Origin of the sequence: Agrobacterium tumefaciens (genome assembly GCA_025559845.1) — a bacterium.
In the GTDB taxonomy this organism is placed as follows: Bacteria; Pseudomonadota; Alphaproteobacteria; order Rhizobiales; family Rhizobiaceae; genus Agrobacterium.
Genome location: CP048469.1, coordinates 1977952 through 2001829, shown reverse-complemented (window position 1 = coordinate 2001829; position 23878 = coordinate 1977952). Strand labels below are relative to the sequence as shown.

Annotated in this window: 23 protein-coding genes, 1 tRNA gene and 2 pseudogenes; 12 read left to right on the top strand and 14 right to left on the bottom strand. The window is 59.5% G+C overall.

Annotated elements, in window-relative coordinates; translation table 11 throughout:
• Positions 1-274 precede the first annotated feature (274 nt).
• The 6 genes from FY156_10260 to FY156_10235 are packed head-to-tail and all read right to left on the bottom strand — an operon-like array spanning position 275 to position 5111.
• Complete coding sequence (locus FY156_10260; protein ID UXS01824.1) at positions 275-1465, bottom strand: hypothetical protein; 1191 nt, start codon at positions 1463-1465, stop codon at positions 275-277.
• A gap of 2 nt (positions 1466-1467) precedes the next feature.
• The gene (locus FY156_10255; protein ID UXS01823.1) at positions 1468-2028 is read right to left on the bottom strand and encodes a DUF2857 domain-containing protein; all 561 of its coding nucleotides are present in this window, start codon (positions 2026-2028) and stop codon (positions 1468-1470) included.
• Between the two features lie 11 nt (positions 2029-2039).
• Positions 2040-3764 carry a hypothetical protein gene (locus FY156_10250; protein UXS01822.1) on the bottom strand — a complete coding sequence of 575 codons (1725 nt, stop codon included), beginning with the start codon at positions 3762-3764 and terminating at the stop codon, positions 2040-2042.
• Complete coding sequence (locus FY156_10245) at positions 3757-4014, bottom strand: type II toxin-antitoxin system HicA family toxin (protein ID UXS01821.1); 258 nt, start codon at positions 4012-4014, stop codon at positions 3757-3759. The genes FY156_10250 and FY156_10245 overlap by 8 nt, the downstream gene beginning before the upstream one ends.
• The gene (locus FY156_10240) at positions 3998-4861 is read right to left on the bottom strand and encodes a ParA family protein (GenBank protein UXS01820.1); all 864 of its coding nucleotides are present in this window, start codon (positions 4859-4861) and stop codon (positions 3998-4000) included. The genes FY156_10245 and FY156_10240 overlap by 17 nt, the downstream gene beginning before the upstream one ends.
• A 37-nt stretch (positions 4862-4898) precedes the next feature.
• The gene (locus FY156_10235) at positions 4899-5111 is read right to left on the bottom strand and encodes an AlpA family phage regulatory protein (GenBank protein ID UXS01819.1); all 213 of its coding nucleotides are present in this window, start codon (positions 5109-5111) and stop codon (positions 4899-4901) included.
• 252 nt (positions 5112-5363) lie between these two features.
• On the opposite strand from FY156_10235, the gene FY156_10230 reads away from it, so the two are divergent.
• On the top strand, positions 5364-5588 hold the full coding sequence (locus tag FY156_10230) for a hypothetical protein (GenBank protein ID UXS01818.1): 225 nt from the start codon (positions 5364-5366) through the stop codon (positions 5586-5588).
• Positions 5589-5591: 3 nt separating this feature from the next.
• Here the strand turns inward: FY156_10230 and FY156_10225 are convergent, their stop codons facing one another.
• The 4 genes and pseudogenes from FY156_10225 to FY156_10210 form a co-directional block, all read right to left on the bottom strand.
• Positions 5592-6491 (bottom strand): LysR family transcriptional regulator, encoded by a 900-nt coding sequence (locus FY156_10225; GenBank protein ID UXS01817.1) that lies wholly within the window; start codon positions 6489-6491, stop codon positions 5592-5594.
• A 472-nt stretch (positions 6492-6963) separates the two neighbouring features.
• Positions 6964-7633 (bottom strand): annotated as a pseudogene (locus FY156_10220) (LysR family transcriptional regulator).
• An 18-nt stretch (positions 7634-7651) separates the two neighbouring features.
• Entirely contained in the window at positions 7652-8422 is a 771-nt protein-coding gene (locus tag FY156_10215) for an alpha/beta hydrolase (GenBank protein UXS03107.1), read from the bottom strand.
• Positions 8423-8598: 176 nt separating this feature from the next.
• Positions 8599-9786, bottom strand: coding sequence for an MFS transporter (locus tag FY156_10210; GenBank protein ID UXS01816.1), 1188 nt, complete (start codon positions 9784-9786; stop codon positions 8599-8601).
• 130 nt (positions 9787-9916) lie between these two features.
• Between FY156_10210 and FY156_10205 the strand changes: the two genes are divergently transcribed.
• The gene (locus FY156_10205) at positions 9917-10834 is read left to right on the top strand and encodes a LysR family transcriptional regulator (protein UXS01815.1); all 918 of its coding nucleotides are present in this window, start codon (positions 9917-9919) and stop codon (positions 10832-10834) included.
• Between the two features lie 17 nt (positions 10835-10851).
• Here the strand turns inward: FY156_10205 and FY156_10200 are convergent.
• Both FY156_10200 and FY156_10195 read right to left on the bottom strand, forming a co-directional pair.
• Positions 10852-11142, bottom strand: a pseudogene (locus FY156_10200) (MFS transporter).
• 262 nt (positions 11143-11404) lie between these two features.
• A complete protein-coding gene (locus FY156_10195) occupies positions 11405-11716 on the bottom strand; it encodes a hypothetical protein (protein UXS01814.1) in 312 nt (103 codons plus the stop codon).
• Positions 11717-11910: 194 nt separating this feature from the next.
• Between FY156_10195 and FY156_10190 the strand changes: the two genes are divergently transcribed.
• A complete protein-coding gene (locus FY156_10190) occupies positions 11911-12279 on the top strand; it encodes a hypothetical protein (protein UXS01813.1) in 369 nt (122 codons plus the stop codon).
• Between the two features lie 442 nt (positions 12280-12721).
• On the opposite strand, the gene FY156_10185 is transcribed toward FY156_10190, so the two are convergent.
• Complete coding sequence (locus FY156_10185) at positions 12722-13354, bottom strand: TerC family protein (GenBank protein ID UXS01812.1); 633 nt, start codon at positions 13352-13354, stop codon at positions 12722-12724.
• A 414-nt stretch (positions 13355-13768) separates the two neighbouring features.
• On the opposite strand from FY156_10185, the gene tuf reads away from it, so the two are divergent.
• Positions 13769-14944: an elongation factor Tu gene (gene tuf / locus FY156_10180; protein UXS01811.1), complete on the top strand. Its 1176-nt coding sequence runs from the start codon at positions 13769-13771 to the stop codon at positions 14942-14944.
• A gap of 97 nt (positions 14945-15041) precedes the next feature.
• Here tuf and FY156_10175 read toward each other — a convergent pair whose 3' ends face one another.
• A complete protein-coding gene (locus tag FY156_10175) occupies positions 15042-15629 on the bottom strand; it encodes a histidine phosphatase family protein (GenBank protein UXS01810.1) in 588 nt (195 codons plus the stop codon).
• 196 nt (positions 15630-15825) lie between these two features.
• Between FY156_10175 and FY156_10170 the strand changes: the two genes are divergently transcribed.
• The 8 genes from FY156_10170 (at position 15826) to rpoB (ending at position 23820) form a co-directional block, all read left to right on the top strand.
• Positions 15826-15901 (top strand) — tRNA-Trp (locus tag FY156_10170).
• Positions 15902-16088: 187 nt separating this feature from the next.
• Positions 16089-16289, top strand: a complete 201-nt coding sequence (gene secE, locus FY156_10165) for a preprotein translocase subunit SecE (protein UXS01809.1) — start codon at positions 16089-16091, stop codon at positions 16287-16289.
• A 21-nt stretch (positions 16290-16310) separates the two neighbouring features.
• Positions 16311-16841, top strand: coding sequence for a transcription termination/antitermination protein NusG (nusG, locus tag FY156_10160; GenBank protein ID UXS01808.1), 531 nt, complete (start codon positions 16311-16313; stop codon positions 16839-16841).
• Between the two features lie 146 nt (positions 16842-16987).
• Positions 16988-17419, top strand: a complete 432-nt coding sequence (gene rplK, locus FY156_10155; protein ID UXS01807.1) for a 50S ribosomal protein L11 — start codon at positions 16988-16990, stop codon at positions 17417-17419.
• A gap of 2 nt (positions 17420-17421) precedes the next feature.
• Entirely contained in the window at positions 17422-18117 is a 696-nt protein-coding gene (gene rplA / locus FY156_10150; protein UXS01806.1) for a 50S ribosomal protein L1, read from the top strand.
• 344 nt (positions 18118-18461) lie between these two features.
• Entirely contained in the window at positions 18462-18980 is a 519-nt protein-coding gene (gene rplJ, locus FY156_10145) for a 50S ribosomal protein L10 (GenBank protein ID UXS01805.1), read from the top strand.
• 58 nt (positions 18981-19038) lie between these two features.
• On the top strand, positions 19039-19419 hold the full coding sequence (gene rplL / locus FY156_10140) for a 50S ribosomal protein L7/L12 (protein ID UXS01804.1): 381 nt from the start codon (positions 19039-19041) through the stop codon (positions 19417-19419).
• A 261-nt stretch (positions 19420-19680) separates the two neighbouring features.
• A complete protein-coding gene (rpoB, locus tag FY156_10135) occupies positions 19681-23820 on the top strand; it encodes a DNA-directed RNA polymerase subunit beta (protein ID UXS01803.1) in 4140 nt (1379 codons plus the stop codon).
• Positions 23821-23878: the final 58 nt, after the last annotated feature.

Sequence of the window (23878 nt, the reverse complement as noted above, 5' to 3'; positions counted from 1 at the left end):
GGACTTTCAGCCTCGTCAGCCAGGGCAAAGACCTGGATGCAATGGCTGGAAGGCTGTGTGTTGCGCTATACCCAGGGTATAGGCGTCCATGGCTCTCGCTGGACGCTCAGCCCGTCATCCACGATAAGCGCTTGATGCCCCCTGGCTGGAAGGCTTCATGTTTCGCTATACCCGGGGTATAGGCGACTATGGAACTGGGTGGACTCTCTCGTCATGGTCGACGGCGGTGAAATGGCCTGACATGGCCACGACTATTCGTCGATAGAGGCAAGCTCTACGACAAGCGAAGCATCGAGCGCAGCCGGGCAATATGAGCCTGAGCGACTTCCGGATCTACGGGTTGCCGTGGTTCCTGGGGCGGTGTGGCTGATTTATCGGGCGGCGTCCTCTGTCCAGCCCAGGCGCGGAACTCACCGCGCATCGCTTTCTGGATAATGCCAAACAGGTAGCCGGCAGGATTGCGCACGGTGCTCGCTCGGCAGCGGGCATCCCACTCATCGAGAACAGCCTGATGCAGGTCGGGATCAACCGGCTGCAACGCGGCCAATGCGCCCGATTGCTGTTCTGCCTTGAGCGACATGAAGCGCTCGGGAAGGCGAAGCATGCCCAACCCGCGCGGTACTGTACGTACTTCTTTTATTTCTTTTTCTTTACGTACTGTACTATCGGTCTTCGGATTCCGAAGTGAGCCGGTTTTCCGGGGTTTTTCGCCCACTTCGGATTCCGAAGAAGGTGCGTCACGATTCCGAAGAAGGCCGTCTTCCCCGTCTTCGGAATCGTGATTATCCCCAGGCTGTGGATAAGTCGCTGGTTCAGTCCACCCTTGCGCGGCCAGACGCCGCGATATCACCTGCAGCCGGCTCGGCAGTTCCCTGCCGCTGAGCAGAGGGTCGTCGATCATTTCCTTGAGCGTGTGGACGCCGACGCGCTGGATGGATTTGCTGGCATGGTCCAGCGACTGGCTGACCAGCCCCAGATAATCGGCATCGAGCTGAATGGCTTCGTACGGCGTGAGAGGTTCGTCGTGCAGCACATAGAGGTTGCCCTGGATGCGCCCGGTCCTGGGGTCGCGCCGCCGCCGTACCAGACTGATCCAGCGTGTGAGGCGTAGCAGGGTCAGCGCGCGGGCGACCGTTTCATGCGAGGCTCGGGTGGCGCATGGCATCGAGGCCAGCCAGGGAGCGAGCTGGTCGTAGGTCGGGAGAGCCGTGATTCCATCGTCGTTGAGCAACAACCGGAACACTTGCCAGGCGTTGCGTTCCAGCGGCGTCAGGCGATTGTCCGTGAGCAAGGCGCGAGGCACGGAGTCATGGCGATTGCCGCTGAAAATGAAACCGTCAGTCTGGCGAGATGGGGCTGGTTGGTCCGGTGCGGGCTGCGGTTGGTGAACCTGCATTCGCTGAAGCGCCTGATCGAAAAGGTCGCCCAGCGATACGGGACCGCTTGATCGGCGTGAGCGGTCCATGCTCAAACCAGCCCTTCATCGATCCACCTGCCGATGGCGCTCCAGATGACTGAGATGGGCAGATTCATGCTTTCGGCAAGGTCTGCGGCAATGTCGAGCATCGCCGTTTCGTCGGTCAGCGCCACACCGCGCTCCTTGACGGTTTCCGACCAGCGGTTCCATAGATCGCAATCCTGCTCTTCTGTCAGGACAGGGTGGCGCCCCTTGCGTTTCGGCAGGCCAATGATATCGCGGCGCAGGGCGATCTCCTGGTGGGTCAGGCCGAAGAACTTGCTGATGAGTTCCGTACTGGCGCCCAGGCGCAGCAACCGGTCGATCCTGACCACCTCCTGGGTCACGTCCTCGGCCTGATGCAGCAGTCGTTGCACGACATCTCGATTGACCGTTACGCAGCACCAGGAAACCAGGGCATTGGCCAGCGCGCTGGCCAATGCGGGATGTTTGAGTGCATCGAGATCCGCGTCCTCAAATCCCATGGACTTGGCGCGGCGCAACTGACCGTTACGCAAATCGTGGAGCGCCTGCGCGATCACTGCCTGATTGAGAGGATGGGGATTCGACATGGCGCCTCCCCTCATGACCCAGGCATGGCGCTATCGCCATCCATGGTGCCTGCCTCAATCTCCAGCAGTCGACGCGAGAGCCGAACCAGCCGGAACAGTTTCACCAGGCCGTTGTCGGTCAGAACATGGGACTGGCCCCGAGAGGGGGTAGCCCGCTGTGCCATCCCCAGCAGCAGGACGGCCAAATCTCCTGCCAATCGCGAAGTGTCGATACGCGCAGGGGCGGCGCTGGCCGACAGATAAGGCGCGCTCAGGACGTGCAGCAGCGTCAGGGTTGCACCGGGGAGCGCCATTGCGCCGGCCGAGCCCATGCGCTCGATATCGGTCGCGCATGAGAAGCCGATGCCGTCATCGGACGGGACGATATGGTCTGCCACGCCAGCTTCACTGGCAATTTCCAGTGCGAACTGCGCAATATGCGTACGCAAACGGTCGGGTTCGTCCAGACCGGGATCGATGTGCCATACATCCGAGATCGGATACAGGCCGCCGACCTGCACGGGGATAGCCTGAAGGACGTTGCTTTCGAAGTCGTTGTGCGCCTCTCCAGTGTGGTCGGCAATCAGGCGCTGGATCGATTGGAGGCGATCGGTCGTTGGAGCAGGCGAGACAATGTGCTCCTGAAGCAGCGCAGACCGCTGGCTTTCATCGTCCGGCTGATCGTCAGATGCGGGAGGCTGCACCGGGGAAGGCTTCGTCTGCAAGCTGGACTCTGATGCCGCGACTGGCGTCTCACGCTGCGGTGGCGTCGAGGGTGTGGGCGGGGAAAGTTGCGCAGGCGAGGCCTGCGGTAATGTCGCCACGGCAGGCGTGGCCGGTGGTGCCGCGGCGGGTTCACTGGTCAAAACTTGCCAGCGCTTCTCGGAGTCGACGATTTCGAGAGCGAGCGTGTCATACAGCACACCGAGCAGGTCGGCCATCTGGCCGATCAGTTCGTCCTGAACGCGCTGGATGTTGAAGTTGCCGGGCGACCCATCGAAGATGGCAAGAACGTCCTGGAACAGCGTGGCGAAATCAACATCCACCTCTTTGGTCGCGGCGCGTGCCTCCCAGATCCTGGCGCCGGCCCGGCGCAAGCCGGTCAGTTGCTCGACCTGATGGCGGCCCAGCCCTCCGTAGAGGACGTTCGGGATGACTGGCAGCAGGTATTGGATGGCCTCCTGCATGCGACTGATATGGGGCTGTGGAACAGGATAGCCGTCGGCTTTGAGACGCCGGGCAAGCTCCGATTGCGACAGCGACTTGCCATCTTCCTGCTCGTAGAGTTCACGAACTTTTTCGACGCCAAGCGCGCGCTCGATGAACGAAAGACTGCCATGCAATTCGTTCTCTGCGAGGTGGCCGGTCAGGGCGACAATCTCGCCGCGCTCAGGCCAGGGGCGGAACAGGCAACCGATACGGAAGAAGCGTTCATCCTTGGTCTCGGTCCACAACTCACGCAGTATGGCCAGCCGGGTGTTGCCTCCATTGCGAATGATGTAGTGGGCTGAACCAGGCCTCCGTGTGATCGGCGGTGGTGCGTCCAAACCGCGCTCGCGGATCGAAGCCTTGATTTCGTCATAGAGCGGGTTGCGGGTAAGGCGCGGATCAAGCTCGTACGGACGCAACTCATCAAGCGTTACGACCATCGGGGTATCCGCGACCGGATCGGTCAGTGCGCCGGCCACCGGGCCAGTGCGGCCGAAGCCATCGCTCATCAGCTTCGCCGCCATTTCCTGTTCGGAGATATCAGCCATGGCCGGTCTCCTTTCCATCAGGACGGGCTTCGGCGTTCTGGCGGTTCGCGCGGCGCAACATTGCGCGGGCGTTGCGCCCGGCGCGGTGATCGCTGGCTGTCGAACTCGTGAATATCGGCGGCAATCCCGGCTTGATGAATTTGAGGTGACCGCCCGACGTGCGAGAAACGGCCCAGCCTTCGCTCAGTGCAAATTCAATCAGAGGCAGGAGCTGCTTGTGGCCTCGTGCAAGCTCATGGGCGTTCGACATGAGAATGCCTCCTCCCGATCTTGCCAGTGACCAGGCCGAAACGCTCACGCCATTGCGGGCATAACTCGGTAGCCAGGGCGCGGATGATGTCGAGTGCGGCTGGAGCGATCCTGCCTGTCGGACGCCGGTGTTCGACCCGGTGAACCGGCAGGCTCTGCGTTGCCGCGCGCGGAAATGCTTCTATCGCTGGGACTTCGGTCTCAAGTACCTGGACGCCTGTCTGCTCACGGAAGATCATCCGCAGCGTCTGCCGGATCAGGCGGGCATTGGATGACACGGCGGGCACCCGGTTGATCAGCAACTGCAAGGGCGGCGGCTCTATACCGAGATGGCGATAAGGAGCGATGTCCTGAATGAGTTGAAGGGTGCCGCGCCGCATTTCGCGAGCAGCAAGGATTTCGGGCGTGACCGGCGAAACCGCAGCCCCGGATGCCAGCACCGCCATTTCGAGCAGCACGCTGCGGGAACCTTGGGTGTCGATCAAAACCAGGTCGTAGTGCGGCTCGAACGCCGGCAAGAGGTTTCGCAGCCTCAACCGGCCATCAGGGGCATGCAACAGCAGCGTGTTCAATTGCCGGTGCTGGTCGTTGGACAGAACGATGTCCAGGCGCTCGACAGCCGTGCGCGAAGCCAACTGCGAAATGTCGCGCTCGTTGAACGCCAGCAGCTCATAGACGCCACCAGGTGCGCGGTCAGCCAGTTCATAGTACGACGAGAGCGTGGGCTGTATGTCGAGATCGAGAAGCAGCACGCGCAGTCCGGCGTCGGCGATGAAGCCACCGAGGTTTGCGGCGATCGTCGTTTTGCCAACGCCGCCTTTGGTAGAGATGACGGAAATCACCTGCATGACGTGCTCCTCTTCGTGAAGGAAATGGGGAGCAGGGTCAGACGCGCTCTTTAAGGCGGTCGGTGATCCATTGGTCGATCTCGGCCGAGTCCCAGCCAACGGCGCGAACGCCAAGTCGCATGGCCTTGGGAAACTTGCCCTCTTTCATGAGGCTGTAGATATGGGCGCGTTTGAAGCCCGTCTTTGCCTCAACTTCTGCACGGCGCAGTATGCGCCGCTCCGGTGCCGGAGCGGGATTCTGTTGAAACATGATGGTCACTCCTTGATGCTCGGTGGATCTTCTTGGGTCTGAACCGCATTAGAAGAGCGTCACCGACAGAACACATCAATCAATAGGATCGTGCTGACCACCGCATTCATGGGTTGCAATCAACCTGGTGCCGTTTCAGAACTCATCGCTGTCAACTCGATCCTTGCAAATGCCAATATTCGGAATTAAATCGACTTGATAAAGCGCAGGAACAGCCGATACCCCTCTGCCTATTCAATGTGCAGATTGGTGGTGTCGGTTTTCGTCGTTCGGGCGACCAAAAAAGTCCGCCGAATTCTGCTAACAGGCATTGACATGTGGCTGCTTTGCCTCGCTTGCCAGAATCACGCGGCTTATGTCATCGAGCAGCAAGATGGACTGCGCGTTGCTGAGGATGAGAGCGACTTTTTTGGTCGTTTAGCCGACAAAAAAAGCATGGCGCCGATGACGATGCCATGCGTTACGGTGCCGACATAAGCGTCAGCCGGCCGAGGTTTTGCCGATTTCCTGCGCTCGCTTTATGAAGCGCTCCAGCTCTAGGGAGGCCGGCTTCTCCGGCACCACAACGAACGTCGCCGTGTTGGGAACCTCGTCCACGACCTGTCTGATGATGACATCGGGATGGCTGTAGAGCGCGACCTGCGACTCCAGGCCGATCCCGATGCCATAGCCTGCGGCGACGAGCATTATCATCGGCTCATGCCCTGAAACATACTCGGCAACGGAGGGTGAGGGCAATGCGCCATCATGGAACCAGCGACGAATGACATTATGGCCGCCCGCGCACCGCTCCGGGTGGCAAAGGATCAGTGGATAGCGGAGAGCTTCGGCCAGAGGGATCTTGTCGAAGGCAAGCAACGGATGGTGGGTGGGGATGGCGATCGCGGGGCGCTCGGCCCAGACCATCTCCTTGACGTATCCATCAGTAGCTTCGCCGTCCACCGTGAAACCGACATCGATCTGATCATGGCGGAGGGCCTGGAGCATTTCGTTGACGGTCATTTCGGAGATCCGAACTTCGGTGCGAGGTTCCTCTTCTCTGCAGCGTGCGAGCAATTGCGTGAGCCGTGGCTGAGCAAGACTATCGGCAAGGCCGATACGCAGCCGACCGCGGTAGCCCTGCGAGGCTGAGTGAACGCGAGACTTCGCGTTGTCCATGAAAGAAAGCATGCGTCGTGCTTCTTCTCGGAACACCTCGCCTGGCCAGGTCAGCCGTATCCGCCCCTTGGCGCGGTGGAGAAGCCTGACGCCAAGCTGGTTCTCCAGCTCCTGGATGGCTCGGGACAGTGGCGAGGGTTCGATATGGACCCTGGCTGCGGCGCGAGCAAAGCTCTGCTCTTCGGCGACGATCAAGAAATAGTGCAGGTGGCGTATCCTCATGGTGTGTCTTCCTTTGGTTGTTGGAATGGTTCTCCGACAGCGGACAGAACGCTGCAATTCGAGCTTGAAAACGAACCGGAAAAGCCACCATGCTGAGAAGGTTTCCCATGTTTGGATGCTTCCATCATTGACGCCCGACTGTTCCTCATGCCTGCGCATAGGACCAACGAATCGGCCTGCCTCACGAAGGTACGACAGTTGACCACAGTTGCCACGTGGCGCAGGTTCATGTGCCGACCGCCGGCCGAACACTGGTGTGGTATTCGCGATCAGAAATAGCTCGTGCAGACAGAGTGCTTCGTGCGAGCCCTGCGCTGCGATCAGCAGCGTCGCCCATGAGGCGAAAAGGGGCTGTCGTTCTGCCTGGCTTGTACAAAGCCGGGACTGGTTATATGAGCGTAGCGCGAACGGTCTGTTCCGCTAAGATCGCGAGGGCTAGGGAAGCGGGAGACATCACCCGGTCTGACGGCCTCTAGCGACGCGATAGCCTGCACGGCTCGATGAAGCGCGCCAGCGTCTCCGATGGTTCGGCATCCAGGCGCAGTAGGCGATCCACCTGCCGGGCATGGCCTTCGCACGCCATCGGGTGCACAGCACCAGCGGGATGCGCTTGTGGGCGAGCAAGGGAGGTCGCGCCGGCACGGACCACCATCAGTGGATCAGTCCAAATGGGTGAGGCAATATGCCGTCAACCACCTCACCGGCGCAGGCAAAACTCACGTCGTACAGGTCGTTACGCAGATCCATGATCTGCTGCGACAGCGGCACTTCAGTCAGGAGGATTTCGACTTCGAGTTCTTGCTGTCGGTATAGCGCCAGCAGGCGGGATGGCGTGATGCCGTCGGATAGCGCAATGCGCAACTGACCGTGAAACCCCTGGCTGTCACCTTCACGCTCTCGCGAGCCTGCTGCAAGCCTGCGAAGAGACGACGGACAAGATCGAGGAGCAGATTGCCCGCAGGGGCCAGTCGCGTGCTGCGCGTGGTGCGGGCAAGCAGCACCACACCCAGTTCCTCTTCCAGTGCCTTGACGGCGCGGGACAGGGGCGACTGCTCGATGTACAGCCGCTCGGCCGCGCGGGCGAAGTGCAGTTCTTCGGCGACAGCGAGGAAGCAGCGGCAGCGAAGGTGGCGCAATTCCATCGCAGCGTCCTATGTCGGCTATCGTGCGTGCAGTGCCAGACGCAGGGCTTCTCCCGCTTCCCGCAATGCCGTGTCCGCATCGGTGATGTGCTCGGCCATCAGCGTGAAGTCGTGGATTTGCCCATTCCAGCGTTTGTAGTGGGCCGGCACGCTCGCCCGCCGCAGCGCGTCCCCGTAGGCTTCGCCTTCGTCGCGCAGCACGTCGTATTCGGCAGTGAAGATCGTCGCTGGCGCGACCCCGGCCAGATCACCCTGCAGCAGCGGAGATGCGCGCGGATCAATCGCCAGGCCGGCCGCAGGCAGGTAGTGCCGCCGGAACCAGCGCATCATGTCCGCCGTCATGAAGTAGCCCTCGGCGAACGCAGCATAGGACGCCGACTCACGGCTGATATCGGTGACGGGAAACAGCAGGAGCTGATGGCGCAAGTCGATCCGCTCATCGCGCGCCCACTGCGCCACGACCGCCGCGAAGTTGCCGCCGGAACTGTTCCCGGCCACCGCCAGGCGCGTGGCGTCGCCACCGAAGGATGCGGGGTGCCGGGCTACCCATGCCACGCTGTCCTGCGCATCTTCCACACCGGCAGGGAACGGCGCCTCGGGAGCGAGCCGATAGTCCACCGAAACCACGATGCTGCGCGAATGAATGGCCAGGCTGCGACAAAGGCTGTCGGTCGTCTCCAGGTCGCCGATGCAGAAGCCGCCGCCGTGGAAGAACACCGTGACCGGCTGAGGTTCGCCAACCGGCGGTGCATACACGCGCGCCCGGATGCCGCCTGCACGGGTGGGGATGCGGCAGCCCTCGATCCGCAGCGATTCAGTCCCCGGCGGGGCCGGGCTGGCCGGGATGGCGAACCCGGCGCGCAGTTCCGCCGCGCCAATCCGGCCGTAGTCGATGCCGGGATCGGTCTGGCGGCGCGTGTCGAGAAAGGCGCGAATTTCGGGATGCAAAGCCATGTCAGCGCCCCTCACTCGCCTGCCACGGACGCGGCGAAACGCATGGACGGCAAACGCCGCTGCCAGCCCAGTGTCAGCAATGCCAGCAGCGCCACGGCCAGCCCGACCCAAGCCAAGCTGGTCAGGCCCCAATGCTCCAGGCTGGCTGCCCCCAGTATCGACCCGACGACCACGCCGGCATTGAAGGCCGCGATGTTCAGCCCGGAAGCCACGTCCAGCGCCTGCGGCCGATGGCGGCGTGCCAATCCCAGGATGCGCGATTGCAGCGGCGGAATGGCGCCGTAGGTGGTCAGGCCCAGCGCCATGACCAGGATCACCATAAACGCGAAGCTGCCCTGCGCCAAGCCGATCAGCGCCAGCACGGCGGCGATGCCCGCCAGCAGCCAGAGCGAGGCGCGATCCATGCCGATGCGATCGGTCATCCGTCCGCCCACTACATTGCCGATCGCCGCGCCGATGCCATAGGCCAGCAGGATCGCGCTCGCACCACGGATGTCGGTATGCGTCACCTGCAGCAGCAAGGGTGTTATGAAGGTGTAGAGGGCGAAGGAGCCGGTATAGGACAGCAGCGGCAGGCTGGCCCCCGCCAGCAGGCGGCGGTCGAACAGGACTGGTAACTGGCGCCAGCCTGGGCCACTGCTGGCGATGTCGCCCGCGCCCGCAGGCATCCAACGGGCCACGCCCAGCGCGCCCGCCAGTCCACAAAGCGCGATCAGCGCGAAGATCCATTGCCAGGGCAGCGCGCTGCCAAGCCAGGTACCCGCCGGCACGCCCAGCGCCATCGCCACAGTCACGCCGCCGAACACCAGCGACAGCGCCGCACCCGCTCGCTCTGGCGCTACCAGCCGCGTCGCCACGCTGGATGCCACAGCGAAGAACACCCCATGCGCCAGACCCGATAGCAGACGTGCCGCCAACAGCAGCGGTAGAGCGGTGGACAGCGCCGCCAGCACGTTGCCGGCGGTGAAGGCGAGCATGGCGACCAGCAGCAGGCGCTTGCGTGACCACCCCGACGCCAGCGCGGTCAAGATCGGCGCACCGATCACCACGCCGGCGGCATACAGCGTGACCGCCAGCCCCACTTGCGCGGCACTCGCTTGCAGGCTGTCGGCCAGGGACGCCGCCAGACCGATGCTGATGAACTCGGTGAAGCCGATGGCGAAGGCGCAAAGGGTGAAAACATAGATGGCAACGGGCATGTGGCGACTCCAGGGTGGGGTTCGTCGCCTGATGGCGTGACGAACGCAGTGATCCAGCCCTCATTCTGGGGATGTCACATGCTTCCAAAAAGGAGTAGATTGGAGAAACATCTGTGATGGATCGGAATAAATGACGATACGCAACCTGGATGATCTGATGGTGTTCCTGAAGGTCGTGGACTGCGGCGGCTTCTCTGCCGCCGCCCGCGCCCTGGACCTGGCGCCGGCCACGGTGAGCAAGCAGATCGCACGTCTGGAACAGGCGTTGGGCGCGCGGCTGTTCGAGCGCAGCACGCGGCAACTGCGCATCACCGATGAAGGCCGGGCCGTCGCCGAGCGCGCCCGTCCCGCGTTGGCGCTGCTGGATGAAGCTGCCGATGTCGCCAGGGAAGGCGTGCAGACGCTGACGGGCACGCTGCGCGTGACGGCGCCGGTTCCATTGGGAGCGCGCTACCTGGCGCCGGCGATCGCCGCGTTCCGCGAACACCATCCCCAACTGGGGTTCGATCTGCAACTGAGCGATCACGTTGTCGATCTCTACGACAGCGATCTCGACCTGGCCGTGCGCGTCGGCCGGCTGGCCGATTCGCGCCTCATCAGTCGGCGGCTGGCCGAAAGCCGGCGCATACTGGTGGCGGCCCCGGCCTACCTGCGGCGCATGGGCATTCCCGCGCACCCGCGCGAACTGCCGCGGCACCAATGCCTGTTGTTCGCCTATCCGGGCCTGCGCCAGAACCGCTGGACACTCAAGCATGCGGGGCGGAGCGGCAGAACTGAGAACGTCGAAGTGGCAGGCGATCTGCGCAGCGACAACGGGGATGCGCTGCGGAACTGGAGTCGGGCCGGGTTGGGAATTTCGCTGCGCGAGACTTGGGACGTGGCCGAAGAACTGCGCAGCGGCGATCTGGTGCGCGTGCTCCCCGACTGGGCCGAACCTGCGGTGCCGATCCAGGCGGTGCGCGTGCAACGTGCTCCCGTCCCTCGCCGGGTCAGCGCATTCGTGGAGTTTCTTGCCGAACAGTGGCGGCAGGCACCTTGGGAATCCTGACATTCTCATCCCTCCATTTATCCATGGAGGTTTGAGCGCCACGGCTTTCTGGCTAGCACGGCGGCCATCGCCAACGCCGCAAACAACCAGCCGCTCCACACCGTTCCCTGCATCCTTATTGCTTCGATGAAACCGCCCCTGACCGCGGCCCTGAGCACCACACCGAGGTTGGCCGCCGGAACATAGAGGCTGGTGGCGAACTCTGGCTCATCCGGTGCCGCCGAGGTCATTCACATCTGGCTGACGATCAAACCGCTGGTGTGCGCCGCGCCCCACAGCAGGCAGACCGGCAGCATGGCCACGAACGACGCCGCGCGGGATTGGATGACAGTTCCTCAACGGCAGGCACGTCTTTCCTCTCTGCGTGTCAGCCGAGCCACCACCTGGAACGGAGGGGCTTCTCCATGGTTGGGGATCGAGGTGGCCGTGCGATGCTCCAGATGTTGATGAGCGTCAGCAGCCTGCGGTAGAAAAAAAGTTGGCACAACACTTGCCATCGCGAAAGAATAAGTCCATAATCGTGTCCATTCCTGATAGGGAATACGCGGAAACTCTTTTTTAATCAAAGAGTTATGGGCTTGGTTCTAGTCCCGTTTCCCGCTCCAATCTCTTCACGGCATAGCATTCACCCGTTGTGAGCTTGATTGGCTCATGAGCTGCGGCTTTTTCCATCCTTCTTATTTGCTTTAGCTCGTAGCGGGATGTCTGGCGATCGACATCATTTGCCGGCTTTTTGCCTTGTTCCGGGCGATTCGTTGGTTCCGATGGTGCAACTGCGCATTCCATCGGGTAAAATATACGAATAGTTTGCTTTTTTCCCTCTTGATACAGGACTTGAATGGGCGGCAGTGCCGCTTTCACCGGCCAAGCGGCATATTGCATGTGTTGTGCACTGCCGAGCGAATGGATGCGAATGACAAAGCGACTTAGAAATTATCTCGTCGTGCTGGCCATTTCCCTGGTGATGTGGGCTTTCATTCTGGGTGGCGGGTACTGGCTGTTCACCTGATGCCAGTCCGCCTGATTCCCGCCCTTATAAGATGCGTTTATGTGCGCAGGTAAGGGAAGGACATGTCATGAAAAGATCCGCTGCAATTGCTCTCATCACGACAATGCTGTCTCCACTCGTTGTCACCAGCGTCATGGCGGAGGACATTATTATTTCGTTGCCCGAAACGATGAGCGTTGAAAAAACAGAATCGGCTTATCAGTGTGGGCAGGAGAAGGTGGGGGCGACCTATCTGAATGCCGGAGATATCAGTCTCGTGCGAATCGCATTTGCAGACAGAATCATTGTCGCCTCGAACGTCATGGCTGCTTCGGGTGCGAAATATCAGGGGGGTGTCTATATCTGGTGGTCAAAGGGCGATGAAGCCGATCTTTACGATCTGATGGCGGATGCCGAGATGAAAAAGCCGGTGCATTGCACAGCGATCAAACCCTGAGCCACACATGCGTCGCCCAAATGAAACCGGCGGCATGATATGGGTTTAAGGCCCATCTCGCACCGCCGGTCAATGTCAAAAAATCCAGTTGGCGTGTCCTAATGGAGAAAGAACATCACCAGCAGGGTAACGAGGACAAGCGAGCTTCCGACGCAACCGAGCTTCATCCAGCGAAGACGGCGCGTACGGCCTCCACCCCAGTCATAAGCCATTGTTCGTTATGCCTTTCTTCTTGTTTTTCTTAACCTGATATTTAGTTCCCTATGCTTGCCCGGGGCTGACCTCAACTATCAAAACGGACGGACGAAAATTGGTGATTTTCCGATTGCAGTAAAATGTTGCAGCGCAACGCAAGCGTGATTCACGTCGCCACGCAGGCAACAAAAAAGGCCCGGAAACATCGCGTTTTCGGGCCTTTGTTTTGCGTGAGTTTCCGGTGTGATCAGCCGAAATAAGGCTGGATGTGCGGCACGACTTCAAGTGTGCCGTGATAGAGCATGTTTAGCGCCACGTAGATGATGACCATCAGGCCAAGGTAGGAAATCCAGCGGTAGCGGTGCAGCAGCTTCGCGACGAAGTTTGCGGCAAGACCCATCAGAGCGATAGAAACGATGAGGCCGATTACCAGAACGGTGACGTGTTCCTGAGCCGCGCCGGCAACAGCCAAAACGTTGTCCAGCGACATCGATACATCGGCGATGACAATCTGGATTGCCGCCTGGAAGAATGTCTTGTGGCCTTTGGTAAGGTCAGCTTCTTCGTCGGTTACCTCATCTTCCATCGAGCCGTTCTGTTCGCGGAGTTCTGCCCACATTTTCCAGCAGACCCAGGCCAGGAGCAGGCCGCCGAAGAGCTGCAGGCCGACCACAGACAGAAGTTGGACGGTGATGGCTGCAAAGCCGATGCGCAGCACCGTCGCTGCGATGATGCCGACGAGGATTGCCTTGCGGCGCAGGTGGGCCGGGAGACCGGCAGCGGCGAGGCCGATGACGATGGCGTTGTCCCCCGCCAGAACGAGATCGATCGCGATGACCTGTAGAAATGCCGTAAACCCGGCAGCGGTGAAGATTTCCATGTGGATGCCCTGAAACGGATATAAAAGCGCTGGCCGCAGGACGCGGCCGGTCGTGATGTCGTTCGGTACAAGGCGGTTGGCGTCTCTCCCCGGACGTATTCGCTTCCATAAGCCAAGAACTGTGCCGTGGTAAAGAGTTCGTTATCAACGGTAAAGAGTTCGTTATCGCCGACGTGCGTTCAACGGGCATGACAAACACGCGCTGATTCAACGCGGGGTTGGCACACCGGGTTGCCCAATTGGGTTTGACTTTCGCGGCGGCGGCCCCATATGAGGGCTTCAATGCCGCGCTTCATGCGCGTGCGAGGGCGCTTTAACAATTAAGTCTTGCGCATTCGCTTACAAAGCCTTAAACGGCGACACCAAACCGGTTCGCCGGGGAAACTACTTCATGTTCACAGGAAGAAAATTCACATGGCAAAGAGCAAGTTTGAGCGCAATAAGCCGCACGTCAACATTGGCACGATCGGTCACGTTGACCATGGCAAGACGTCGCTGACGGCAGCAATCACGAAGTTCTTCGGCGAGTTCAAGGCGTACGACCAGATCGACGCAGCTCCTGAAGAAAAGGCGCGTGGTATCACGATTTCGACGGCGCACGTTGAGTACGAGACGGCTAACCGTCACTACGCCCACGTTGACTGCCCCGGCCACGCCGACTACGTGAAGAACATGATCACCGGTGCTGCCCAGATGGACGGCGCGATCCTGGTTTGCTCGGCTGCTGACGGCCCGATGCCGCAGACCCGCGAGCACATCCTGCTTGCTCGTCAGGTTGGCGTTCCGGCGATCGTCGTGTTCCTCAACAAGGTTGACCAGGTTGACGACGCTGAACTTCTCGAGCTCGTCGAGCTTGAAGTTCGCGAACTGCTGTCGTCCTACGACTTCCCGGGCGACGACATTCCGATCGTCAAGGGTTCTGCACTTGCCGCTCTCGAAGATTCCAACAAGGAAATCGGCGAGAACGCAATCCGCAAGCTGATGGAAGAAGTTGACGCGTACATCCCGACGCCTGAGCGTCCGATCGACCAGCCGTTCCTGATGCCGATCGAAGACGTGTTCTCGATCTCTGGTCGTGGTACGGTTGTTACGGGCCGCGTTGAGCGTGGTATCGTCAAGGTTGGTGAAGAAGTTGAGATCGTCGGCATCCGCGCGACGTCGAAGACGACTGTTACCGGCGTTGAAATGTTCCGCAAGCTGCTCGATCAGGGCCAGGCTGGCGACAACATCGGTGCACTGGTTCGCGGCGTACAGCGCGATGGCGTTGAGCGTGGTCAGATCCTGTGCAAGCCGGGCTCTGTCAAGCCGCACAAGAAGTTCATGGCTGAAGCCTACATCCTGACGAAGGAAGAAGGCGGCCGTCATACGCCGTTCTTCACGAACTACCGTCCGCAGTTCTACTTCCGTACGACTGACGTTACCGGTATCGTTTCGCTTCCAGAAGGCACGGAAATGGTTATGCCTGGCGACAACGTCACGGTTGAAGTTGAGCTGATCGTTCCGATCGCGATGGAAGAAAAGCTGCGCTTCGCTATCCGTGAAGGCGGCCGTACCGTCGGCGCCGGCATCGTTGCCTCGATCATCGAGTAATCATTTCCCGCAAGGGATTTGAGAAAACCCCGCTGGAAACAACGGGGTTTTTTGTTGTCTGCGTTTCTCTCAGGCTGAGGTGCGGGTGCCTCAAGGCTTAGCAGTCGATCCGTTCGATTGCGCCTTCGTTGAGACGAAAAAACGCGTCCTGCGGTACGTCGAGACGCAGAGCCTGATCTTTCGGCATGTCGGCATAGACGCCCCGTAACAGGCGGCTGGTGATGCCGTGACAAATGATGAGGGCGTCACGCGCCTGTCTTCTCCTGATGCCCTCCAGGCTGTGTGCGATGCGGGAGCGCATCCGATCGAATGTTTCGCCGCCCGGGGCATGAAAGAACCATTCGTAGCGGTCATGGCCGTCACGGGCGCCCGGATATTCCTGATCGATCTCGTAGTCCGTCATGCCGTCCCAGGCGCCCATGCTGATTTCCATCAGGCCAGGATCGAGAGTCACGCCGTCAATCATGCCAAGTTCGCGCACAACGATCTCGCAGGTCTGTCGCGCACGTCCCAGTGGGCTGCAGAAAACGTGGAGTTGGTCCTTGCGGGTGAGCTCAGCCAGTTTCTGTCCCATGCGGAGCGCTTGCGCGCGGCCCAGTTCTGTCAGCGGCGAATCGACCTGGCCTTGCCAGCGTTGGACCGCATTGAATTCTGTCTGGCCGTGGCGGATCAGATAGATGCTCATAGGTGTTCCATGAAAGGCTACCGCTTGCGGGGTTTGAGGGTGACCCTAGATCGTCTCAGGGGAGGGAGACAATATGATGTATTTCGTGCGCTGGTGTGAAAAAAAGAAAAACGCACTTGCCATTCTTTCCGCATCACCTTAAAGGAGCGCCATACCGAATTGGCCAAGCGAATTGCGCAGCCGGATTCGGAACTAAAGGGGTATAGCTCAGTTGGTAGAGCGGCGGTCTCCAAAACCGCAGGTCGGGGGTTCGAGCCCCTCTGCCCCTGCCACTTCCTCAATCGCAAGCGCGCAACTTCGCTGCATGGCGGATGGGGTGCCGGTTATCCGGTGAATTTCGCGGAATGTCGATTTCCTCTTGTTAAAAGGGGAATCGATGTTTATGTAGGGTCAAAACAGACACGCGGTGCGTGGGGCTGATTAGTTCGGCTTTACGCGCCGTAATTGCGTGGGCAGTCAATGGCATCTAAAACCAATCCGTTTACGTTTCTGCAGCAGGTTCGCGCCGAAGCGTCGAAGATCACATGGCCGTCGCGCCGCGAGACCATGATTTCCACGGCAATGGTGCTGGTGATGGTTATTTTCGCGGCGCTGTTCTTCTTTGCTGCCGACCAGCTCATCGGCTGGGTTCTCAGCCTTGTGCTGAACGTCGGCCGGTAACGGATTGAACGGAGAGTAAAGATGGCAGCGCGCTGGTATATCGTTCACGCATATTCGAATTTCGAAAAGAAGGTCGCTGAGTCGATCGAAGAAAAGGCTCGTCAGAAGGGTCTTGATCACCTTTTCGAAAAGATTCTCGTGCCGACCGAAAAGGTCGTCGAGGTGCGTCGTGGTCGCAAGGTCGATAGCGAACGCAAGTTTTTCCCGGGTTACGTGCTTGTCCGCGCTAACCTGACGGATGAGGCGTATCACCTCATCAAGAACACGCCGAAGGTTACCGGTTTCCTTGGTTCGGACAGCAAGCCTGTTCCGATCCCGGACTATGAGGCCGAGCGTATCCTTGGTCAGGTTCAGGAAGGTGTCGAGCGTCCGAAGTCTTCGGTTTCGTTCGAGATCGGCGAGCAGGTTCGCGTCTCCGATGGTCCGTTCGCGTCGTTCAACGGCGTTGTTCAGGATGTCGATGAAGAGCGTTCGCGCCTGAAGGTGGAAGTTTCGATTTTCGGCCGCGCTACGCCGGTCGAGCTGGAATACGCTCAGGTCGAAAAGGTCTGAGTGCTGGGGCGGTAAGCTCCAAACCGCGTGGAAGGCAATCTGGCTCTTTAAGCCGGGGCAGGGCGCCGCACCACGCAACCGCAGCCGCCGGATATTTCGGCATTAGATGAGCCGGGTGACTGGTTCGAATTGAAAGGCAGAGAGAAATGGCTAAGAAAGTTGCAGGCCAGCTCAAGCTGCAGGTGAAGGCAGGATCGGCAAACCCGTCCCCGCCGATCGGTCCTGCGCTTGGTCAGCGTGGTATTAACATCATGGAATTCTGCAAGGCGTTCAATGCCGCCACGCAGGAAATGGAAAAGGGTATGCCGATTCCGGTCGTCATCACCTACTACCAGGACAAGTCCTTCACATTCGTGATGAAGCAGCCTCCGGTGACTTACTTCCTCAAGAAGGAAGCAAAGATCCAGTCCGGTTCGAAGACTCCGGGCAAGGGCGCGAAGGCTGGTTCCATCACCAAGGCTCAGGTCAAGACGATCGCCGAAGCCAAGATGAAGGATCTGAACGCCGCCGATATCGAAGGCGCAATGGCAATGGTTGAGGGCTCTGCCCGCGCCATGGGCCTGGAAGTGGTAGGTTGATCATGGCTAAGCTTGCAAAGCGCGTACAGAAGACTCGCGAAGGCGTTGACCCGAACAAGCTCTACGTTCTCACCGATGCCATTTCCATGGTTAAGGAACGTGCAGTCGCCAAGTTCGACGAAACCGTTGAAGTTGCTATGAACCTCGGTGTTGACCCGCGTCACGCTGACCAGATGGTTCGCGGCGTTGTTAACCTGCCGAACGGCACGGGCCGCGATGTTCGCGTTGCTGTGTTCGCTCGTGGCGCCAAAGCTGACGAAGCCAAGGCTGCCGGTGCAGACATCGTTGGTGCCGAAGACCTGCTGGAAACGGTTCAGGGCGGCAAGATCGATTTCGACCGCGTTATCGCGACCCCGGACATGATGCCGCTCGTCGGCCGTCTCGGTAAGGTTCTCGGCCCGCGTGGCATGATGCCGAACCCGAAGGTCGGTACGGTTACGATGGACGTTGCTGGTGCCGTCAAGGCTTCCAAGGGCGGCGCTGTCGAGTTCCGTGTTGAAAAGGCTGGTATCGTTCACGCTGGCATCGGCAAGGCTTCGTTCGACGCCAAGGCTCTTGAAGAGAACATCAAGGCTTTCGCTGACGCCGTTATCAAGGCAAAGCCGGCTGGCGCCAAGGGTAACTACGTCAAGCGCGTAGCGATCTCCTCGACCATGGGTCCGGGCGTTCGCATCGACCCGTCGTCGGTCACCGCCTAATGAATTCGCCGCGCCTTTTCGCAAGGCGCGGCAAAACAGATTTCCGGCCCTCACCGGCCGGAAGTTTCCGGGGAAACCCGGAATTCCTGTCCGAGATTGCAGGTGGTTGATCCTTAATCACTTTTTGCCTGCATGAGACGGGTAAGACCCGGATTTTCGCATCACTCGTGATGCTTAATAATCCGGTTCGAACCTGGTGTGCCTTGTGCCTTCAGCCTTCGGGTGAGAGAGCAGGGGGACAGGATCCTCGAGCGTCACTCGGACCTTGGTTTCAAGGTTCCTTGGGGCAAAGGCAAACCCGATGGGGCCTGCAGGATTGCGGTCCCGTCTACTGGAGACAGACAGTGGAAAGAGCGGAAAAACGCGAATTCGTCACGGAGCTGAACGAAGTCTTTAAGGCTTCTGGTTCGGTTGTCGTGGCCCACTATGCTGGCGTCACCGTTGCGCAGATGAACGACTTCCGTTCGAAAATGCGCGCTGCGGGCGGCACAGTTAAAGTCGCGAAGAACCGTCTGGCCAAGATCGCTCTTCAGGGTACGGAGTCGGAAGAGATCACCAATCTCTTCAAGGGACAGACGCTGATTGCATACAGCACTGACCCGATGACCGCTCCGAAAGTCGTCATGGATTTCGCCAAGACCAACGACAAGCTCGTTGTTCTCGGTGGTGCCATGGGGGCAACCGCGCTCAACGCGGAAGCAGTCAAGTCGCTTGCGACCCTGCCTTCGCTGGACGAGCTGCGCGCAAAGCTGCTGGGCCTTCTCAATGCCCCGGCAACTCGCGTCGCTACGGTTGTCGCAGCACCGGCAAGTCAGCTTGCCCGCGTGTTCTCGGCTTACTCCAAGAAGGACGAAGCCGCTTAAGGCGGTTTTTCGCTGTAAATATTCAAACCGGTTCGAACCGAATTAAAGGAACTGAAAAATGGCTGATCTCGCAAAGATCGTAGAAGACCTCTCCTCGCTGACCGTTCTGGAAGCTGCAGAACTGTCCAAGCTTCTCGAAGAAAAGTGGGGCGTTTCCGCTGCTGCTCCGGTAGCTGTTGCTGCTGTTGCTGGCGGTGCAGGCGCTGCTGCTGCTGCTGAAGAAGAAAAGACCGAGTTCGACGTTATCCTGGTTGACGCTGGCGCCAACAAGATCAACGTCATCAAGGAAGTTCGCGGCATCACCGGCCTCGGCCTGAAGGAAGCTAAGGACCTCGTTGAAGGCGCTCCGAAGCCTGTCAAGGAAGCTGTTTCCAAGGCTGAAGCTGCTGACCTCAAGAAGAAGCTTGAAGACGCCGGCGCTAAGGTCGACGTTAAGTAATCTTGCGATTGCTGCGGGGGAGGGCGAAAGCCTTCTCCCGTACGTCATTGAGAATAAAACCGATTACCCAAAAGCCGCGTGAAAACGGCTTTTGGGTAATGGGTTCTTCAAGAGAATGGTTCCGAACCGGCTCATCTAGGCAATCCGGCCTGATCGATCCGGGATGTGGAACGAGATTGATGATACCCATTGATCGACGGGGTCGACTGGCCATCGGTTCCCGTCCGTTGCAGGCCCGGATGCAATTTTAAAGGAGCGACGATGGCTCAGACCCTTTCGTTTAACGGTCGCAGGCGCGTACGCAAGTTTTTCGGCAAAATTCCAGAAGTAGCGGAAATGCCGAACCTCATCGAGGTTCAGAAGGCTTCGTACGACCAGTTTCTCATGGTTGACGAGCCCAAGGGTGGCCGTCCCGACGAGGGATTGAATGCCGTTTTCAAATCCGTATTCCCGATCACCGACTTTTCCGGTGCTTCGATGCTCGAATTCGTATCCTACGAATTCGAAGCGCCGAAGTTCGACGTCGAGGAATGCCGTCAGCGCGACCTGACCTATGCAGCGCCGCTCAAGGTGACGCTGCGTCTCATCGTATTCGATATCGATGAAGATACAGGTGCGAAGTCCATCAAGGACATCAAGGAACAGTCCGTTTACATGGGCGATATGCCGCTCATGACCAACAACGGTACGTTCATCGTCAACGGCACTGAGCGCGTCATCGTTTCGCAGATGCACCGTTCGCCGGGCGTATTCTTCGACCACGACAAGGGCAAGAGCCATTCTTCCGGCAAGCTGTTGTTCGCTGCACGCGTCATTCCTTACCGCGGTTCGTGGCTCGACATCGAGTTCGACGCGAAGGACATCGTCTATGCGCGTATCGACCGTCGCCGCAAGATTCCTGCGACATCGCTTCTGATGGCGCTTGGAATGGACGGCGAAGAAATTCTGTCGACTTTCTACACCAAGGCTTCTTACGAGCGTGACGGTGACGGCTGGCGCATTCCGTTCCAGCCTGAAGCACTGAAGAACGCCAAGGTCATCACCGACATGATCGACGCCGACACCGGCGAAGTCGTTGTCGAAGGTGGCAAGAAGCTTACCCCGCGCCTTATCCGCCAGCTCACCGAAAAGGGCCTCAAGGCTCTGAAGGCGACGGATGACGATCTGTACGGCAACTACCTCGCCGAAGACATCGTCAACTACTCGACGGGCGAGATCTATCTCGAAGCAGGCGACGAAATCGACGAGAAGACGCTCGGCATCATTCTTGCTGCCGGCTTCGACGAGATTCCTGTTCTCAACATCGACCACGTCAACGTTGGTGCGTACATCCGCAACACGTTGTCTGCAGACAAGAACGAGAACCGCCAGGAAGCTCTGTTCGACATCTATCGCGTCATGCGTCCGGGTGAACCGCCGACCATGGATTCGGCTGAAGCGATGTTCAACTCGCTGTTCTTCGACGCAGAGCGTTACGATCTGTCGGCCGTTGGCCGCGTGAAGATGAACATGCGTCTCGACCTCGACGCGGAAGACACCGTGCGCACGCTGCGCAAGGAAGACATCCTCGCTGTCGTCAAGATGCTGGTCGAACTGCGTGACGGCAAGGGCGAAATCGACGACATCGACAACCTCGGCAACCGCCGTGTTCGTTCTGTCGGCGAGCTGATGGAAAACCAGTACCGCCTCGGCCTTCTGCGCATGGAGCGTGCGATCAAGGAACGTATGTCCTCGATCGAAATCGATACCGTGATGCCGCAAGACCTGATCAACGCGAAGCCGGCTGCTGCCGCTGTTCGCGAATTCTTCGGTTCCTCGCAGCTTTCGCAGTTCATGGACCAGGTGAACCCGCTTTCGGAAATCACCCACAAGCGTCGTCTTTCGGCTCTTGGACCGGGCGGTCTGACCCGCGAGCGCGCCGGCTTCGAAGTCCGCGACGTTCACCCGACCCACTACGGCCGTATTTGCCCGATCGAAACGCCGGAAGGCCCGAACATCGGTCTGATCAACAGCCTTGCAACCTTTGCCCGCGTCAATAAGTACGGCTTCATCGAATCCCCGTACCGCAAGATCGTTGACGGCAAGGTCACCAACGACGTGATCTACCTCTCCGCTATGGAAGAGGCGAAGTATTACGTTGCGCAGGCTAACGCGCCGCTTAACGAAGATGGCTCCTTCTCGGAAGAGTTCGTTGTTTGCCGTCACTCGGGCGAAGTTATGCTCGCACCGCGCGACAACATCAACCTGATGGACGTTTCGCCGAAGCAGCTCGTTTCGGTCGCGGCGGCTCTCATTCCGTTCCTGGAAAACGACGACGCCAACCGCGCTCTCATGGGCTCGAACATGCAGCGTCAGGCCGTTCCGCTTCTTCGCGCCGAGGCACCGTTCGTCGGTACCGGCATGGAGCCGATCGTTGCCCGCGACTCCGGTGCTGCCATTGCAGCTCGTCGTGGCGGCGTTGTCGATCAGGTGGATGCGACCCGTATCGTTATCCGCGCGACGGAAGACCTTGATGCCGGCAAGTCTGGCGTTGACATCTACCGTCTGCAGAAGTTCCAGCGTTCGAACCAGAACACCTGCGTCAACCAGCGCCCGCTTGTGTCCGTCGGCGACATCATCTCCAAGGGTGATATCATTGCAGACGGTCCTTCGACCGACCTCGGTGACCTGGCTCTCGGCCGTAACGCGCTCGTCGCGTTCATGCCCTGGAATGGTTACAACTACGAAGACTCGATCCTGATGTCGGAGCGTATCGTTTCCGACGACGTGTTCACCTCCATCCACATCGAAGAATTCGAAGTGATGGCACGTGACACGAAGCTTGGTCCGGAAGAAATCACGCGCGACATCCCGAACGTTTCGGAAGAAGCGCTGAAGAACCTCGACGAAGCCGGTATCGTTTACATCGGTGCGGAAGTTCAACCGGGCGACATTCTCGTCGGCAAGATCACGCCGAAGGGCGAAAGCCCGATGACGCCGGAAGAAAAGCTTCTGCGCGCCATCTTCGGTGAAAAGGCTTCAGACGTTCGCGATACGTCCATGCGCATGCCTCCGGGCACGTTCGGTACGGTCGTTGAAGTCCGCGTGTTCAACCGTCACGGCGTCGAAAAAGACGAACGTGCGATGGCAATCGAGCGCGAGGAAATCGAACGTCTGGCAAAGGACCGCGATGACGAGCAGGCCATTCTGGACCGCAACGTCTACGGTCGCCTGATCGATATGCTGCGTGGCCAGGTGTCGATTGCCGGTCCGAAGGGCTTCAAGAAGGGTGTTGAGCTTTCCAACGCCGTCGTCTCCGAATACCCCCGCTCGCAGTGGTGGATGTTCGCAGTCGAGGACGAGAAGGTTCAGTCCGAGATCGAAGCTCTGCGTGGTCAGTACGACGAATCCAAGTCGCGCCTTGAACAGCGCTTCATGGACAAGGTCGAGAAGGTCCAGCGCGGCGACGAAATGCCTCCGGGCGTCATGAAGATGGTCAAAGTCTTCGTTGCTGTTAAGCGCAAGATCCAGCCAGGCGACAAGATGGCCGGCCGTCACGGTAACAAGGGTGTCGTATCGCGCATCGTTCCGGTCGAGGACATGCCGTTCCTCGAAGACGGTACGCACGTCGACATCTGCTTGAACCCGCTCGGCGTGCCTTCGCGTATGAACGTCGGCCAGATTCTCGAGACGCACCTCGCATGGGCTTGCGCCGGTATGGGCAAGAAGATCGGCGAGATGCTCGAAGAGTATCGCAAGACGATGGACATCAGCGAACTTCGCTCGGAACTGACCGAGATCTATGCGAGTGAATCGCATGATGAGGTACAGCGTTTCGACGACGAGTCGCTGGTGAAGCTTGCCGAAGAAGCCAAGCGCGGCGTTTCGATCGCTACGCCTGTTTTCGACGGTGCGCATGAGCCTGACGTTGCTGCGATGCTGAAGAAGGCTGGTCTGCACGAATCTGGTCAGTCGGTTCTTTACGACGGACGTACGGGTGAGCCCTTCGACCGCAAGGTCACTGTCGGCTACATGTACATGATCAAGCTGAACCACCTTGTCGACGACAAGATCCATGCTCGCTCGATCGGTCCTTACTCGCTCGTTACCCAGCAGCCGCTGGGCGGCAAGGCGCAGTTCGGCGGACAGCGTTTCGGGGAAATGGAAGTCTGGGCACTGGAAGCTTACGGCGCAGCCTACACGCTTCAGGAAATGCTCACTGTCAAGTCGGACGACGTGGCGGGCCGCACCAAGGTTTACGAAGCAATCGTCCGTGGCGACGACACCTTCGAAGCCGGTATTCCAGAGAGCTTCAACGTTCTCGTCAAGGAAATGCGCTCGCTCGGTCTTTCGGTCGAATTGGAGAACTCCAAACTCGACGCGGCTCAGGCAGGCGATCAGCTCCCCGACGCGGCGGAATAAAAATGACAGCGGCGGGCGCCTGAAAATGGCGCCTGCCGGTTTTCCCCGCGGGGCCGAA